Source organism: Streptomyces gobiensis (genome assembly GCF_021216675.1).
Lineage (GTDB): Bacteria > Actinomycetota > Actinomycetes > Streptomycetales > Streptomycetaceae > Streptomyces > Streptomyces gobiensis.
Genome location: NZ_CP086120.1, coordinates 1,118,341 through 1,134,398, shown reverse-complemented (window position 1 = coordinate 1,134,398; position 16,058 = coordinate 1,118,341). Strand labels below are relative to the sequence as shown.

Here is a 16,058-nt window from a genome sequence, read left to right as displayed (position 1 = left end):
ATGCCCCCTTCATTCCCTTCATCCCCTTCGCCCCTGCTCTCCGCCTCCCCGCGCCGCTGGGTGCGGGTGCTGCCGTACGGCGTGGCGCTCATCCTCATCGCCGTCCTGCTGCCCGTCACCCTCCACGTCCTTTCCCAGGACTACGGGCTGAGCGGTGGTATCGCGGGCGCGCTGGCCGTGGCCCAGACCGCGCCGCTGCTGCTCGCCGTCACCCGCCCGCTGCTGGCCTGGTCCGTCATCTTCACCGCCGATGTGATCGGCGCGCTGGCGCTGCTCAGCGTCGAGTTCCACCCGGACCGGCCCTGGCCGTGGACCCCCATGGTCATCGTCGGGTATCTGCCGCTGTGCCTGGCCGTGGCACTGCGCGAACGGCGTACGGTGCTGCTGGGAACCTGGCTGGCCACGGTGGTTTCCGGGCTGGGCCTGGGGGTGATCGCCCCCGAGCGCAGCGAGGGCACCAATGTGCTGCTGATTGTGCTCAGCGGTGTGGTGCTGTTTCTCGGTGCGGTGATACGGGAACGGGCCGAGGCCCAGCGCAGGCTCGCCGAGCAGGAAACCATCAGCGAAGCCGAGCGGGCCCGCCGCACCCTGCTGGAGGAGCGCACCCGTATCGCCCGTGAGCTGCACGATGTCGTCGCCCACCATATGTCCGTGATCACGGTGCAGGCCGACAGCGCCCCGTACCGGATCGGCGGTCTCCCCAAGGCGGCCGAGGAGGAATTCGGCACCATCGCCGCCACCGCCCGGGAGTCCCTCAGCGAGATGCGCCGCCTGCTGGGGGTGCTGCGCAGCGAGGAGACCCAGGGTGAGCGCGTGCCGCAGCCCGGCCTGGCACAGATTGGCCAGCTGGTCGACGCGACCGTACGGGCCGGGGTCCCCGTCGAACTCACCCTTGACGCAGCCGACGAACTGCCGCGACGACTCTCCCCGGCCGTGGGCCTGTCCGCGTACCGCATCGTGCAGGAGGCGCTGGCCAATGTGGTGCGGCACGCCCCCGGCGCGGACACCCGGGTCTCGGTCTCCGCGAACGAGACGAACCTGACCGTCCTCGTTGTCAACGCCGCCTCCGCCACTCCCTCCGCTCCGCTGGAGAGCACCGGCACCGGCCATGGTCTGGTCGGTATGCGCGAACGTGTCCGCCTCGTCGACGGCACCCTCGATACCGGCCCGCTGCCGGACGGTGGCTTCAAGGTCGCCGCTCAGCTGCCCCTCACTCCCCCGGACGGGAAGGACTCCACCGCCCTATGACCACCCGCGTGATCATCGTCGACGATCAGGCCATGGTGCGCGCCGGATTCGCCGCGCTCCTCGCGGCGCAGAGCGACATCGATGTGGTCGGCGAGGCCCCCGACGGAGCACAGGGCGTGGAGCTCAGCCGCCGTACCCACCCCGATGTCGTCCTGATGGACGTCCGGATGCCGCAGATGGACGGCCTGGAGGCCGCCCGCCGCCTCCTGGACCCGCCACCCGGTGTCACACACCGCCCAAAGGTGCTGATGCTCACCACCTTCGACGTCGATGACTACGTCTACGAGGCCCTGCGCGCGGGCGCCAGCGGTTTCCTGCTCAAGGACGCACCGCCCAGCGATCTGATCGCGGCCGTACGGGTCGTGGCCGCCGGTGAGGCGCTGCTCGCTCCCTCCGTCACCCGCCGCCTCATCGCCGACTTCGCCCAGCAGCGGCCCGCCACCCGCAAAAAGCCCGCGCTCCGGCTGAACGGGCTCACCGAACGGGAGACCGAGGTACTGAGCCTGGTCGCCCGCGGCCAGTCCAACAGCGAGATCGCCCAGACCCTTGTCCTGGCCGAACAGACGGTCAAGACGCATGTCAGCCGGATGCTCACCAAACTCGACCTACGCGACCGCGCCCAAGCGGTGGTCTTCGCCTACGAGTCCGGGCTGGTCACCCCCGGTGACCACTAGTCCGGTCGTGGGTGGGTCGGGGGTGGTCCGGGGTGGAACGTTCCGGACCCATGATTTACGGGCCGACACGCGGCGAAGTGCAGTAGCCTGGTTGAGCCTGTGTCGGCCCACAAATCACGGGCAAGCGTCCGGAACAACCCACCCCTCCCCACCCCCTCACGCCTGTTGTGGGCACCACCAGGTCACCGGAGCCGCACATCGGTACAGCCGGAAGGGCCCGGATCGGGGCCCCCTCTCCCGGCGCCCCCCACAGCTGGGAAAGGGAAGGGGCCGGGAGAGGGGGGAAGCCCTACGCGTCGCCCCCGGCGGCGCCGGGGTCCGCGGCGGTGACGTCGAGGAGCTGATAGCGGTCGACGGCCTGCTTCAGCGCCGAGCGGTCGATCTTGCCCTCCTTGGCGAGCTCCGTGAGCACACCGAGGACGATCGACTGCGCGTCGATGTGGAAGAAGCGGCGGGCCGCCCCACGCGTATCCGCGAAGCCGAAGCCGTCCGCACCCAGCGACTGGTAGGTGCCGGGCACCCACCGGGCGATCTGGTCCGGAACAGAGCGCATCCAGTCCGAGACGGCGAGGACCGGACCCTCGGCGCCCTGGAGCTTCCGCGTGACGTACGGCACGCGCTGCTCCTCCTCCGGGTGCAGAAGGTTGTGCTTCTCCACCTCGACCGCCTCGCGCCGCAGCTCGTTCCAGGAGGTCGCAGACCAGATGTCCGCCTTGACGTTCCACTCCTCCGCGAGGATCCGCTGGGCCTCCACGGCCCACGGCACCGCCACACCGGAGGCGAGGATCTGCGCGGGGATGGCCCCGTTCTCGCCCGGCTGATAGCGGTGCAGACCCTGGAGGATGCCCTCGACGTCGACGTTCTCGGGCTCGGCGGGCTGCTGGATCGGCTCGTTGTAGACGGTCAGGTAGTAGAAGATGTCCTCGGCGTTCTCGCCGTACATCCTCCGCAGGCCGTCCCTCACGATGTGCGCGATCTCGAAGCCGAAGGCCGGGTCATAGGCGACACAGGCCGGGTTGGTCGAGGCGAGCAGCTGCGAGTGGCCGTCCGCGTGCTGCAGGCCCTCACCCGTCAGGGTGGTACGCCCCGCGGTGGCGCCCAGTACGAAGCCGCGGGCGAGCTGGTCGCCCATCTGCCAGAACTGGTCGCCGGTGCGCTGGAAGCCGAACATCGAGTAGAAGACGTAGATCGGGATCAGCGGCTCGCCATGCGTGGCGTACGCCGATCCGGCCGCGATCAGCGAGGCGGTGCAGCCCGCCTCGGAGATGCCGTCGTGCAGCATCTGCCCGTTCGGCGACTCCTTGTAAGCCAGCAGCAGCTCACGGTCCACCGACTCATACAGCTGACCCAGCGGGTTGTAGATCTTCGCCGACGGGAAGAAGGAGTCCATTCCGAAGGTGCGGTACTCATCGGGGGCGATCAGCACAAAGCGCTTGCCGATCTCCTTGTCCCGCATGAGGTCCTTCAGCAGCCGCACGAAGGCCATGGTGGTGGCGATCTGCTGCTGTCCGGAGCCCTTCTTGACCGCCGCGTAGGTCTTGTCCTCAGGGAGGTTCAGCGGCTTCGACCGGTCCACGCGGGTGGGCACATAGCCGCCCAGCTCCTTGCGGCGGTCGTGCATGTACTGGATCTCTTCGGTGTCCCGGCCCGGGTGGTAGTACGGGGGCGGGCCCTCCTCGAGATCCTTGTCCGGGATCGGCAGGTGCAGCCGGTCACGGAAGCGCTTGAGGTCCTCGACCGTCAGCTTCTTCATCTGGTGAGTGGCGTTGCGGCCCTCGAAGTTCGGGCCGAGCGTCCAGCCCTTGACGGTCTGCGCCAGGATCACGGTGGGCTGGCCCTTGTGCTCCTTGGCCGCCTTGTACGCCGCGTACACCTTGCGGTGGTCGTGACCGCCACGGCCCAGGTGGAGGATTTGCTCGTCGGTCATGTTCTCGACCATGGCGCGCAGCCGGTGGTCGCCGCCGAAGAAGTGGTCACGGATGTACGCACCGGTCTCGGTGGCGTACGTCTGGAACTGACCGTCGGGGGTGGTGTTGAGCTTGTTGACCAGCACGCCGTCGCGGTCCTGCGCCAGCAGCGGGTCCCAGGAGCGGTCCCAGACCAGCTTGATCACATTCCAGCCGGCGCCGCGGAAGTACGACTCCAGCTCCTGCATGATCTTGCCGTTGCCGCGCACCGGGCCGTCGAGCCGCTGGAGGTTGCAGTTGACGACGAAGGTGAGGTTGTCCAGCCCCTCACGGGCGGCGAGGGAGAGCTGGCCAAGCGACTCCGGCTCGTCCATTTCGCCGTCGCCGAGGAACGCCCACACATGCGACTTGGAGGTGTCGGCGATGTCACGGGCCTCCATATACCGGTTCATCCGGGCCTGGTAGATGGCGCCGATCGGGCCGAGGCCCATGGAGACGGTCGGGAACTCCCAGAAGTCCGGCATCAGCCGCGGGTGCGGGTAGCTGGACAGACCGTTGGGAGCCTTTGACTTCTCCTGGCGGAAGCCATCGAGATGGGCCTCGCCCAGACGGTCCAGCAGGAAGGCACGGGCGTAGATGCCGGGGGAGGCGTGCCCCTGGAAGAAGACCTGGTCGCCGCCGTCGCCCTCGTCCTTGCCCCGGAAGAAGTGATTGAAGCCCACGTCATACAGCGAGGCGGAGGAGGCGAAGGTGGCGATATGGCCGCCGACCCCGATACCCGGGCGCTGTGCGCGGGAGACCATCACGGCCGCGTTCCAGCGGGTCGCGTTAAGGATCTTGCGCTCGATCTCCTCGTTGCCCGGGAAGAACGGCTCGTCCTTGGTCGCGATGGTGTTGACGTAGTCCGTGCTGCGCATCTCCGGAACGGCAACCCGCTTCTCGCGGGCGCGCTCGATGAGGCGAAGCATCAGATAGCGGGCACGTTCCCGGCCCCGCTCGTCGACTGCTGCGTCGAGCGAGTCGAGCCATTCCTGGGTCTCTTCGGGATCGAAGTCCGGGACCTGGCTGGGAAGGCCGCCAATGATGATCGGGTTGCGATCGGATCCGGAAGCCACGCTGTTCCTTCGCTGCTCGGTATTGCTTTTGGTGTCGCGCCGACTCCCATCGTGTACCGCTGGCGCGCTTACGTCATCTCTACTGAGGGGTAACCGCAGCGGCGTCCGATATCCGGGGTCGGAGCGAGCGCGGCCGGACGCTTGAGTCGGCCAAATCGCAACCTTACGCTTACGTCGGCCATGCTCCGCGTACGGCCGTTCGGCCCCCTCCACCGTCCGTGGCCCCACCGGAATCCCAGGAAAGGCGGGACCAGCGGATGCCTGTGTCGTGTATCACCATGACATGTGCCTTGTGGGGCGAGACGTCAACGTTTGGGCGGTCCAGACGGCTGGGTACTTGCGCGATCCGCCCGGCCCGTGTGGACTACGGCCAAGTACCTCACGTACGTGAGGACACCCCATAACTTTCGAAACATGACAGGAGGCAATCCGTGAGCGCGACCGCGGACCACGCGGAGGAGCGGACCAACCCCGCCGCAAGGCTGGGTTTCCAGCCCGGACAGGTGGTCCAGGAGCTCGGCTACGACGACGACACCGAGCAGGCACTTCGCGAGGGAATCGAGGCCATCACGGGCACGGAGCTCGTCGACGAGGAGTACGACGATCTGGCCGACGCCGTGGTGCTGTGGTTCCGCGAGGAAGACGGCGATCTGACGGACGCGCTGGTGGACGCCATCTCGTTGGTCGAGGATGGATCCCCGATCTGGCTGATGACCCCCAAGACAGGCCGTGAAGGCTATGTCGAGGCCAGCGAGATCGGCGAGGCGGCGCAGACCGCGGGACTGCAGCAGACCAAGCCCCTCAACGCGGGCAAGGACTGGACTGGCAGCCGCTTGGTCACGCCGAAGGCCAGCCGCACCGGCAAGGGCTGAGCCCGGGCCACCACACCAGTTAAACGACGAGCCCCCGTGCGGTCCCATGCCGCCGGGGGCTCGCTATCTTCCGGCTGTCCGCCGGGGCATAGGGTGGGCCCATCACCCTGTGCCCCCTAGTGGAGGGATTCCAGTCCATGGCGATCGAGGTCGGCACCAAGGCTCCGGACTTTGAGCTGAAGAACCAGCACGGCGAAGCCGTCAAGCTCTCCGACTACCGCGGTGCGAAGAACGTCGTCCTGCTCTTCTACCCCTTCGCCTTCACCGGCGTGTGCACCGGGGAGCTCTGCGCCCTGCGCGATGAGCTCCCCACGTTCGTCAACGACGATGTACAGCTGCTCGCGGTCTCCAACGACGCCCCGTTCTCGCTGCGCGTATTCGCCGAGCAGGAGAACCTTCAGTACCCGCTGCTGTCGGACTTCTGGCCGCACGGCGAGGTCTCCCGCGCCTATGGGGTCTTCGATGAGGAGAAGGGGTGTGCGGTGCGCGGCACCTTCGTCATCGACAAGGAGGGCGTGGTGCGCTGGACCGTTGTCAACGGGCTGCCCGACGCCCGCGACCTGAACGACTACGCGCAGGCCCTGAAGGGCCTGTAGGTCGGTGACCGGGGGAACCGATCACAGGATCGGCTCGTTGCTTTCACAGGCATCCGTAATGTACGGGGGCACGTAGTGCTCCTTATCGAATGATCGAAGATCGAACCGAATTGGGAGGACTCGTGGGAGTCAGCCTCAGCAAGGGCGGCAACGTCTCACTGACGAAGGAAGCCCCGAACCTGACCGCCGTCATGGTGGGCCTGGGCTGGGAGGCCCGCTCCACCACCGGTGCGGACTTCGACCTGGACGCCAGCGCGCTGCTCACCAACGCGCAGGGCAAGGTCGCCAGCGACCAGGACTTCGTCTTCTTCAACAACCTCAAGAGCCCCGACGGCTCTGTTGAGCACCAGGGTGACGAGCTGGTCGGCGGTACCGGCACCACCGACGATGAGGTCATCAAGGTGAACCTCGCCACCGTGCCACCGCAGATCCAGAAGGTCGTCTTCCCGGTGTCGATCTACGACGCCGAGACCCGGCAGCAGAGCTTTGGCCAGGTCCGTAACGCTTACATCCGGGTGGTCAACCAGGCCGATGGTTCGGAGCTGGCGCGCTATGACCTGACTGAGGATGCGTCCACGGAGACCGCGATGGTGTTCGGCGAGCTGTACCGGCACGGTGCGGAGTGGAAGTTCCGTGCGGTGGGGCAGGGCTATGCGTCGGGTCTGCGGGGTATTGCGCAGGATTTCGGCGTCAACGTCTGAGATCGCCACGGGGTGGGTGTTCCCGTATCCCGCCCTTTACCGCTGTGCCGGTGTGCGGCTCCGCCGCGTGGCGGGGCTTCGCCTGGCTGCGGTGCCGGGGGTTTTCCCCTGACCCGCCCCTTCCCGGAAACCGGGGCTTCGCCCCGGGCCCCGGGGTTGGCCGGTGCGGACCGGTGGCCGGTGTTGTGCCCACCCACAGCCCCTCGCGGGGCTGCGAGTGCCCGCAACACTGTGGGGGTCTGGGGGCGGCAGCCCCCAGTTTCGGGGAGGGGTGGGGTTGGGGGCTCTCCCCTTCGGTACGCAGACGGGCTGGAGCTGGCGCGCTATGACCTGACCGAGGACGCCTCCACCGAAACCGCCATGATCTTCGGCGAGCTGTACCGTTACAACGGCGAATGGAAGTTCCGCGCGGTAGGGCAGGGCTACGCGTCAGGGCTTCGCGGCATCGCTCTAGACTTCGGCGTCGACGTTACGCGAGAAACGGTCCGCGTTCCGCCGGGCCGGCCGCGCATGGCGCGCGGGGGGTCTCCATGCGAGAGATTGGGTAGTCAGTGGTCCTGAGAACCTTCGGCTGGTCCTTCGGCGTCACCGCCGCCGGGCTGGTCTTCGCCGCGTACTTCTGGGGCTGGACTGGCTTCGCAGTGGTCGCGATCCTCTCCATCCTGGAGATCTCGTTGTCCTTCGACAACGCGGTGGTCAACGCGGGCATCCTGCGGAAGATGAATGCCTTCTGGCAGAAGATCTTCCTCACCATCGGCATCATGATCGCCGTCTTCGGTATGCGGCTGGTCTTCCCTGTCGTGATCGTGGCGGTCAGCGCCGAGATGGGTCCCATCGAGGCCGTCCGGCTGGCGATGAAGGACCCGACCCGGTACGAGCAGCTGGTCACCAATGCTCATCCGTCGATCGCGGCCTTCGGCGGGATGTTCCTGCTGATGATCTTCCTCAACTTCATCTTCGATGAGCGCGAGCACAAGTGGCTGGGCTGGATCGAGCGTCCGCTGTCCAAGCTGGGGAGCATCAACGGGCTCTCTGTCTGCGTGGCACTGATCATCCTGCTGACCACGGCCACCACCCTCGCCACCACCGCCCACCAGTACGGCGGTGTGCATGTGGACAAGACCTCGACGGTGCTGCTCTCCGGTATCGCCGGTCTGATCACGTACCTCATTGTCGGCGGGCTGTCCGGCCACTTCGAGGACAAGCTCGAAGAGGAGGAGGAACGCGAGCACGAGGCCGAGGAGGCCGCCAAGCGCTCCGGGAAACAGCCGACCGCGCTGGGTGTGGCGGGCAAGGCCGCCTTCTTCCTCTTCCTCTATCTGGAGGTGCTGGACGCCTCCTTCTCCTTCGACGGGGTCATCGGCGCCTTCGCCATCACCAACCAGATCTTCTGGATGGCGCTCGGCCTCGGTATCGGCGCGATGTACGTACGTTCGCTCACCGTCTACCTGGTCCGCCAGGGCACGCTGGACGACTACGTCTTCCTGGAGCATGGCGCGCACTACGCGATCGGTGCGCTCGCCGCCATCCTGCTGATCACCATCAAGTGGGAGATCCACGAGGTGATCACCGGCCTCATCGGTGTCTCCCTCATCGCACTCTCCTTCTGGTCTTCCGTCCGCCACAACCGGGCCGTCGTGTCCCACGGGGGCGGTGGCGAGGGGAACTCCCCGGCGAAGTCGCAGGTGACCTCCGGAGTGTGAACGCCCGGTTAAACCGGGTGTTACGGCGCCTCATTTGCGGAACGCTCTGTGCGGGGCGGCTGTCAGTCTCCCAATTGATGGCCGCCTCACGGCAGTTGTGTTGTCAGGGCGCTGGGATGTGGGGGTGCACATGGTCTCCCTGTGGGAGCACTGGAGGAGCGGCGGCAGGAACAGAGGGCCGCGCTTCGACACGGTGGGGGGTGCGTCGAGCTACGCCATCGAGCTGACGAAGCGGCATCCGTCGCTCTCGCTCACCGAGCAGGGCGCCGAGAACGGCACCATGAGGGTCAATCTCTCCTGGCGGATGCGTACCTCTGACTTTGACGAGCGGCCGCGCCGCAAGGCGTCGCTCCGCCATCCCTTGCAGATGCTGAAGCCCGAGCCCGTGCACGGGCACACCCAGGGCATGGTCGATGTCGACCTCGACTTGGCGTGCATGTATGAGTTGGAGGACGGCAGCAAGGGTGTTGTCCAGCCGCTTGGCGGCCTCTACGGCGCCATGAACGAGCCGCCGTACGTCAAGCTCAGCGGCGACGACCGGTTTGGCTCGGCATCCGGCGAGACGATCTACATCAATCTTGACCACAGCGAAAAGATCAAGCGACTGCTGATCTTCGTCTATATCTACGACGGCACCCCGGCTTTCGACCGTACGCATGCCGTGGTCACGCTCGTCCCCAGCAACGGCCCCCATGTGGAGGTCGGCTTGAGCGAGCGAACCCCGGACGCGCGTTCCTGCGCGGTGATGCTGATCGAGCATGACAAGGGCGAGCTGATCGTCCGCCGCGAGGTGCGGTACGTCTACGGCTTCCAGTCCGACCTCGACCGGCTCTACGGCTGGGGCATGACCTGGGGGCGGGGCTACAAGCCCAGCGCCCGATGACTCACCGGCCCACGAACTGCGGCCCCTGCGGCGGCAGCGTGAAGGCCGGGTCCGGCAGGGGATAGCCATAGGCGGGCTGCGGCACCGGCTGCGGCACCGGCTGGGGATAGCCGTACGCGGGCTGCGGCTGCGGGGGCACCGGGGGCGGGGGGCTGGCCGGTGGCTGCGGATAGCCGTAGCCCGGCTGCAGCGCGGGCACCGTGGGATACGCCGACGAGGGCGAGGGCTGCGGCTCCGGGGCGGGGCCGGGCTCGGGGTGCGGCATGGGCTCCGGCTGCGGCTCCGGTCCCGGTTCTGGCTCTGGTGAGGGCTTCGGCTCCGGCTCGGGCCTGGGCTTCTCCGGCTCGGGCTGCGGCCTCGGCTCCGGCTCGGGGTGCGGCGTGGGCTCCGGCTCGGGGGGCGGCTCCGGGCGCGGCTGCGGCACCGGGTCCGGCAGCGGGAAATCCGGCTCGGGGGGCGGCTTCGGGATGGTGCCCAGCGACGGCTCCGACGGCTCCTGCGGCTCCGGGGCGTGCTCGGTCCCGCCCTCCTCCACCGAGACCCCGAACTCAGTCGCCAGGCCGACCAGCCCGCTCGTATAGCCCTGCCCGAGCGCCCGGAACTTCCAGCCGTCCCCGCGCCGGTACAGCTCCCCGCAGATCAGCGCCGTTTCGTCACCGGTCTCCGGCTCAATGTCGAAGCGTGCGATGGTCTCCCCGCTCCCGGCGTCCCGCAGCAGCAGCCGCAGTCCACCCTCCACCTGCGCGAATGTGCCGCCGTCCGCCGAGGCGGCGAGCAGCACCCGGTCCACGGACGGCTCCAGCGCCGCCAGCTCCGTCTCAACCGTCTCGGCCAGCCCCTCCGGCTCCCGGGTCTTGGGCAGATGCCGGACCAGCCCGGATGGGTGCCGGGGCTGATTGAAGAAGATGAAGTCCTCATCCGAGCGCACCCGTCCATCGGCGCCCAGCAGCAGCGCCGAGGCATCGACGTCCGGTACGCCCGGCCCAGGTGACCAGCGCAGCACGGCGCGCACCGCCGCTGCCCGCAGCTGGATGTTCGAGCCCTTCACCATCGCCTGCGTCATACCTGTCATCCTGCACTCCCTCGGGCACTCGCGACAACGCGAGACCTCGCTGCGTCCCGAAACGGTGTCCGCATGCCGACGGGTTATCGGCGGCGATACCGGTGGGGGTTACCGGCGGGGTTACCGGCGGGAAGGGCGCCGGTAAGGTGATTTTCATGCGGCATGGGAACTCTTGCCCGGTCCTCGCACGTACGATGACCGGTCGGGTGACGCACCAGCGGCCCGGTGCACCATCAGCGAGACGGGGGTTCCATGCGCCATTTCAGGCATCTCACGCCTGACGTCCGGCATACGCTGTTCCATCAGGAACCCGCCGAGTTCACCACCGCATCCCCGGCCCGTACCCTCTCGGTAGCGCTCGGCGCCACTCTCTACAGCCCCGCCACCCGCTCCCAGCTCGCCGCCGATGTGATCAAGCAGGCCAGCCGTGGTGTTGTCTCCATGGTGCTCTGCCTGGAGGACTCCATCGCCGATGCCGATGTGGCCACCGCCGAGGACAATCTCATCCGGCAGTTCACAGAACTCGAGCAGCTCACCGGCGCCACCGCCGTCGATGAGCTGCCGCTGCTCTTCATCCGGGTCCGTGAGCCCGAGCAGATCACCGGCCTCGTCCGCCGTCTCGGCCCGGCCGCCCGGCTGCTGTGCGGTTTCGTCCTGCCGAAGTTCACCGAGGAACGGGGCATCGCCTTCCTCGAAGCGCTCACCAGCGCCGAGTCCCAGTACGGGCAGCGGCTGTTCGCCATGCCGGTCCTGGAATCGCCCGAGCTGCTGTATCTGGAGTCCCGCGCCGAAACCCTGGCCGGAATCGTTCGCACCGTCGACAAGTACCGCGACCGCGTGCTGGCCCTGCGCCTCGGGGTGACCGACTTCTGCGCCGCCTACGGACTGCGCAGGACCCCGGACATGACCGCCTACGACGTCAAACTGATCGCCACCGTCATCGCCGATGTGGTCAACACGCTCGGCCGCTCCGACGGCACCGGCTTCACCATCACCGGGCCCGTCTGGGAGTACTTCCGGCTCCACGAACGCATGTTCAAGCCTCAGCTGCGCCGCAGCCCCTTCACCGGGCGAGGAGCCGAGGAACTGCGCACCGATCTGATCGAGCACGATATGGACGGACTGCTCCGCGAGATCGAACTCGACCGCGTCAACGGCCTGCAGGGCAAGACCTGTATCCACCCCTCGCATGTCGCACCCGTGCACGCGCTCTCCGTGGTCAGCCATGAGGAGTTCAGCGACGCCACGGACATTGTGCGGCCCGAACGGCACGGCGGGGGAGTGCTCCGCTCCTCCTACACCAACAAGATGAACGAGGTGAAGCCGCACCGGGCCTGGGCTGAACGCACCCTGCTCCGGGCCGAGGTCTTCGGAGTCGCCCGGGAGAACGTGGACTTCGTCGATCTGCTGGCGGCGGTCACCCGGTGAGCACAGCGAGTACAGCAGACACAGCGAACACAGCCAACACAGCGATGAGCACAGTGAGCGACGGGAACAACAGCGTGGTGTGGACCGGCGAGTGGGCCGCCAGACGGCTCGGCATAAAACTGACCGGCGAGGGCTGTGAAGAACTGCTGGGGCTCGCGGTGCGCGACAACGCGAAGCGGGCCCATCTGCTGGTGTCAAACGTGCTGGGCAAGCATGTCCCGCAGCGCCCCGAGATCGTCTACGGCACCGGCCTCGGCCTCGGCCAGCGGGTGCGCGAGCTGCTGGGGGAGGAGGCCGCCGCCCGGGCCGTCGTCCTCGGATACGCGGAGACCGCGACCGGCCTCGGGCACGCCGTCGCCGATGGGATAGAGGTCGCGTCATACCTGCACTCCACCCGGCGTCCGGTACCGGGCACCGAGCCCGTGGGCGGCTTCGAGGAGGAGCACTCACACGCCACCTCACATCTGCTGCTGCCCAAGGACCCGGCACTGCTCGGCGGCTCCGGCCCCCTCGTACTGGTCGACGATGAGTTCTCCACCGGAAGCACCATCCGCAACACCATCACCGGCCTGCACCGCGGCTTCCCCCGCGACCGCTACGTCATCGTCGCGCTCGTCGATATGCGCGGCCCCGAAGACCGCGCCCGGATGGAGAAGTTCGCCGCCGAGCTCGGCGCCCGGGTGGATGTGGTCTCGCTTGCGGAAGGCGCCGTAACCCTGCCCGAAGGAGTGCTGGAGCGCGGACAGCGGCTCGCCGCGGCCCACCAGAGCGAGCCGCCCGCACCGGCCTCGGCCCATCGGCCGATACGGGTCGATCTGCGCTGGCCGCACGGCCTCCCGGACGGTGGCCGCCACGGCTTCGCCCCCGCGGACCGCGCCCGTCTGGAAGCGGCCCTGCCGGGCATGGCCGACCGTATCGCCGCCGCGCTCCCGGAAGGCGCCCAGCGGGTGCTGGTACTCGGCACCGAAGAGCTGATGTACGCACCGCTGCGCCTCGCCGACGCACTCAGCGGCTCCACGAGCGCCGAGGTCCGCTTCTCCACGACCACGCGCTCACCCGTGGTGGCCGTCGACGAACCGGGCTACGCGATCCGCACCCGGCTCCGCTTCCGGGCCCACGACGCACCCACCGACGACGGCTCACGCGAACGCTACGCCTACAACGTCTACAGCACCTCCGGGCAGGGCTTCGACGCCATCGTCGCCGTCACCGACTCGACCGCCGACACCCCCGAACTCCACGCTCCCGACGGCCTGCTGGCCCATCTGGCCACCCACACCAGCCGGGTGCTCCTCGCGGTCATCCCCTCCTGCACTCCGCTCCCGAGCCCACTGCGCGGCCCCGCCTTCTCCTCCTACGCCGCCGAGGAGTGCGGCTGGCTCCTCCAGGACCTCTCCAAGGTCTCCCTGGAGGCCCCCACCGAGGAGCGTGAGGAAGCCATCCAGAGCGGCGGCGCCCACTACGCCGAATCGCTCCCCGTCGAGTACCAGCCCAGCGCCGAGTACCAGCGGCTCTTCCACTCCGCCCTGGACGCCTCCGCTCACCGGATCGCCCGCGCCGTCGGTGCCGTCACCGAGACGGTCCTCGCCGAGCGCGCTCCCCGCTCCGGCCGCCCGGTCCTCGTATCACTCGCCCGCGCGGGCACCCCCGTCGGGGTACTGATGCGCCGATGGGCGCAGCACGCCCATGGCCTCGAACTGCCGCACTACGCGATCTCCATAGTCCGCGGCCGGGGCATCGACACCACCGCCCTGCGCTGGCTCGCCGCCCACCACGACCCGGCCGGGATCGTCTTCGTCGACGGCTGGACCGGCAAGGGCGCCATCACCCGCGAACTCGCCGACGCCCTGCGCCCCTTCCCCGGCTTCGACCCCACCCTCGCCGTCCTCGCCGACCCGGGCGGCTGTGTACCGACGTATGGCACCCGGGAGGACTTCCTCATCCCTTCCGCGTGTCTCAACTCCACCGTCTCCGGGCTGATATCCCGTACGGTCCTCCGCGCCGACCTGGTCGGTCCCTGTGACTTCCACGGCGCGAAGTACTACCGCGAACTCGCCGACGCCGATCTCTCCGGGCACTTCCTCGACACCGTCACCGCGCGGTTCGCCGATGTCGCCGCCGAGGCCGCCGCCGACGCCCGGCAGCTGCTCGCCGCCGACCGCACGCCCACCTGGGTGGGCTGGCGAGCCGTCGAGCGGATCAGCGAGGAGTACGGCATCGGCGACGCCAACCTCGTCAAGCCCGGCGTCGGCGAGACCACCCGGGTGCTGCTCCGCCGCGTTCCGTGGCGCATTCTCGTCCGCCGTGGCGCCGGCGCCGACCTCGACCACGTCCGGCTGCTGGCCGAGCAGCGCGGCGTCCCCGTAGAGGAGACCGACGAGCTGCCCTACAGCGCCGTCGGTCTGATCCATCCCCGCTATACGAGGGGCGCCACCGGCACCGACGGAAAGGCCGTCAAGTGAACACCGCCCCCGCCACCGCCCCCGCCACTGTGCCTGCCACCGTGCCCACCACCCTGTTCGCCAGCGACCTCGACCGCACTCTCATCTACTCCGCCGCGGCCCTGGACCTGCGGATGCCGGACGCCCAGGCCCCCCGCCTGCTGTGTGTCGAGGTCTACGACGCCAAGCCGCTGTCGTATATGACCGAGACCGCCGCCGGACTGCTGGCCGAGCTCGCCGCCCGGACCGTCTTTGTCCCCGCCACCACCCGCACCCGCGAGCAGTACCAGCGCGTCCACCTGCCGGGTCCCGCCCCCCGCTACGCGATCTGCGCCAATGGCGGTCATCTGCTCATCGACGGCCGGACCGACCAGGACTGGCACCGGGCGGTCCAGCGGCGGCTGGCCGCCGACTGCGCCCCACTCGCCGAGGTCCGTGACCATCTGCGGCGCACCGCGCGCCCAGAGTGGCTGCTCAAGGAGCGGACAGCCGAAGACCTCTTCGCCTACCTCGTCGTCGACCGGGACCGGCTCTCCGACGCCTGGATCAAGGAGCTCGGCGACTGGGCCGAGACCCGCGGCTGGACCGTCTCCCTGCAAGGCCGCAAGATCTACGCTGTGCCGCGACCGCTCACCAAGAGCGCCGCCGTCGCCGAGATCGCCCGCCGCACCGGGGCAGCCGGCATCATCGCCGCCGGAGACTCACTCCTGGACGCCGATCTGCTGCTCGCCGCCGACCACGGCTGGCGCCCCGGCCACGGCGAACTCGCCGACTCCGGCTGGGCGGCCCCGCATGTCACCGCACTGGCCGAGCGCGGGGTCATGGCGGGGGAGTGCGGCCTTCGCGCAGCTCTGCGACACGTCGCTGGGCGAGGCCCCGCAGCCGCTCCTCACGTTCCACCATCTCCGGATGCCGCTTGCGCCAGTACGGGTTGTCATGCGGAAGCTTGCCGCTGACCCGCCCGTACATCCCGAACACCATCAGCATCAGCCCGACAACAAAGCTGAACAGCACGTTCTGGATGCGGAAGGCGAGGAAGTTGTACTCCGTCTCCAGCAGCGCCAGATTGACGAAGCCACTGAGCAGGAAGGCCACACCGAGGACGATATTGAGCGTGGAGGCGAAGTTTCCGCCCTTCACCGCTCCGAAGAACAGCAGCAGACCGATGGCGATCGACAGTACGCTCAGCGCACCGTTGGTGCTCAGTCCGGCGATGACCTCGCCCTGGGTGTCAAAGAAGCCAACCCGGTCGATCAGACCCAGGATGCCGAAGGCAATCAGCACCAGGCCGGTGAGTCCAGCGCCGAACCGGTACACCTGGCTCAGCTTGTGGTCGAGGGGCAGATGCTCATCGAGGTCGATATGGCCAAAGGCGTGGCCGAAGCCGAAAGCCATGACCATCCTCCTTAGCTGGACGGAGCTGGAAG

The 16,058-nt window shown here is 68.5% G+C and carries 12 protein-coding genes and 2 pseudogenes; 11 read left to right on the top strand and 3 right to left on the bottom strand.

Features of this window, described 5'->3' with window-relative positions; all coding sequences use genetic code 11:
* Together test1122_RS05235 and test1122_RS05230 are read left to right on the top strand one after the other, a co-directional pair.
* Complete coding sequence (locus test1122_RS05235) at window positions 1-1,248, top strand: sensor histidine kinase (RefSeq protein ID WP_232267978.1); 1,248 nt, start codon at window positions 1-3, stop codon at window positions 1,246-1,248.
* The gene (locus test1122_RS05230; RefSeq protein ID WP_232267977.1) at window positions 1,245-1,922 is read left to right on the top strand and encodes a response regulator; all 678 of its coding nucleotides are present in this window, start codon (window positions 1,245-1,247) and stop codon (window positions 1,920-1,922) included. Before test1122_RS05235 ends, test1122_RS05230 begins: the two co-directional genes overlap by 4 nt.
* Before the next feature lie 289 nt (window positions 1,923-2,211).
* Here the strand turns inward: test1122_RS05230 and aceE are convergent, their stop codons facing one another.
* The gene (aceE, locus tag test1122_RS05225) at window positions 2,212-4,944 is read right to left on the bottom strand and encodes a pyruvate dehydrogenase (acetyl-transferring), homodimeric type (RefSeq protein WP_232267976.1); all 2,733 of its coding nucleotides are present in this window, start codon (window positions 4,942-4,944) and stop codon (window positions 2,212-2,214) included.
* Window positions 4,945-5,375: 431 nt separating this feature from the next.
* Between aceE and test1122_RS05220 the strand changes: the two genes are divergently transcribed.
* The 6 genes and pseudogenes from test1122_RS05220 (at window position 5,376) to test1122_RS05195 (ending at window position 9,699) form a co-directional block, all read left to right on the top strand.
* Window positions 5,376-5,816 carry a DUF3052 domain-containing protein gene (locus tag test1122_RS05220; protein WP_232267975.1) on the top strand — a complete coding sequence of 147 codons (441 nt, stop codon included), beginning with the start codon at window positions 5,376-5,378 and terminating at the stop codon, window positions 5,814-5,816.
* A gap of 137 nt (window positions 5,817-5,953) precedes the next feature.
* On the top strand, window positions 5,954-6,412 hold the full coding sequence (locus test1122_RS05215) for a peroxiredoxin (protein WP_232267974.1): 459 nt from the start codon (window positions 5,954-5,956) through the stop codon (window positions 6,410-6,412).
* A 122-nt stretch (window positions 6,413-6,534) separates the two neighbouring features.
* Window positions 6,535-7,113 carry a TerD family protein gene (locus test1122_RS05210; protein ID WP_232267973.1) on the top strand — a complete coding sequence of 193 codons (579 nt, stop codon included), beginning with the start codon at window positions 6,535-6,537 and terminating at the stop codon, window positions 7,111-7,113.
* 300 nt (window positions 7,114-7,413) lie between these two features.
* Window positions 7,414-7,587, top strand: a pseudogene (locus test1122_RS05205) (TerD family protein); the annotation flags it as partial.
* Window positions 7,588-7,664: 77 nt separating this feature from the next.
* Window positions 7,665-8,816 (top strand): DUF475 domain-containing protein, encoded by a 1,152-nt coding sequence (locus test1122_RS05200; RefSeq protein ID WP_232267972.1) that lies wholly within the window; start codon window positions 7,665-7,667, stop codon window positions 8,814-8,816.
* A 130-nt stretch (window positions 8,817-8,946) separates the two neighbouring features.
* The gene (locus tag test1122_RS05195; RefSeq protein WP_232271772.1) at window positions 8,947-9,699 is read left to right on the top strand and encodes a TerD family protein; all 753 of its coding nucleotides are present in this window, start codon (window positions 8,947-8,949) and stop codon (window positions 9,697-9,699) included.
* 1 nt (window position 9,700) lies between these two features.
* On the opposite strand, the gene test1122_RS05190 is transcribed toward test1122_RS05195, so the two are convergent.
* Window positions 9,701-10,762: a TerD family protein gene (locus tag test1122_RS05190; protein WP_232271771.1), complete on the bottom strand. Its 1,062-nt coding sequence runs from the start codon at window positions 10,760-10,762 to the stop codon at window positions 9,701-9,703.
* A gap of 252 nt (window positions 10,763-11,014) precedes the next feature.
* Between test1122_RS05190 and test1122_RS05185 the strand changes: the two genes are divergently transcribed.
* From test1122_RS05185 to test1122_RS05175, 3 genes are read left to right on the top strand one after another with little or no spacing between them, the layout of a single operon-like run.
* Window positions 11,015-12,190, top strand: a complete 1,176-nt coding sequence (locus tag test1122_RS05185) for an HpcH/HpaI aldolase/citrate lyase family protein (protein WP_232267971.1) — start codon at window positions 11,015-11,017, stop codon at window positions 12,188-12,190.
* Window positions 12,191-12,234: 44 nt separating this feature from the next.
* Window positions 12,235-14,652, top strand: a complete 2,418-nt coding sequence (locus test1122_RS05180; protein ID WP_232267970.1) for a phosphoribosyltransferase — start codon at window positions 12,235-12,237, stop codon at window positions 14,650-14,652.
* Window positions 14,649-15,587, top strand: a complete 939-nt coding sequence (locus test1122_RS05175; RefSeq protein ID WP_422396931.1) for an HAD family hydrolase — start codon at window positions 14,649-14,651, stop codon at window positions 15,585-15,587. Before test1122_RS05180 ends, test1122_RS05175 begins: the two co-directional genes overlap by 4 nt.
* On the opposite strand, the pseudogene test1122_RS05170 reads toward test1122_RS05175, so the two are convergent.
* Window positions 15,505-16,026, bottom strand: a pseudogene (locus test1122_RS05170) (DUF4383 domain-containing protein); the annotation flags it as partial. The gene test1122_RS05175 and the pseudogene test1122_RS05170 sit on opposite strands and share 83 nt — an antisense overlap.
* Between the last annotated feature and the right edge of the window lie 32 nt (window positions 16,027-16,058).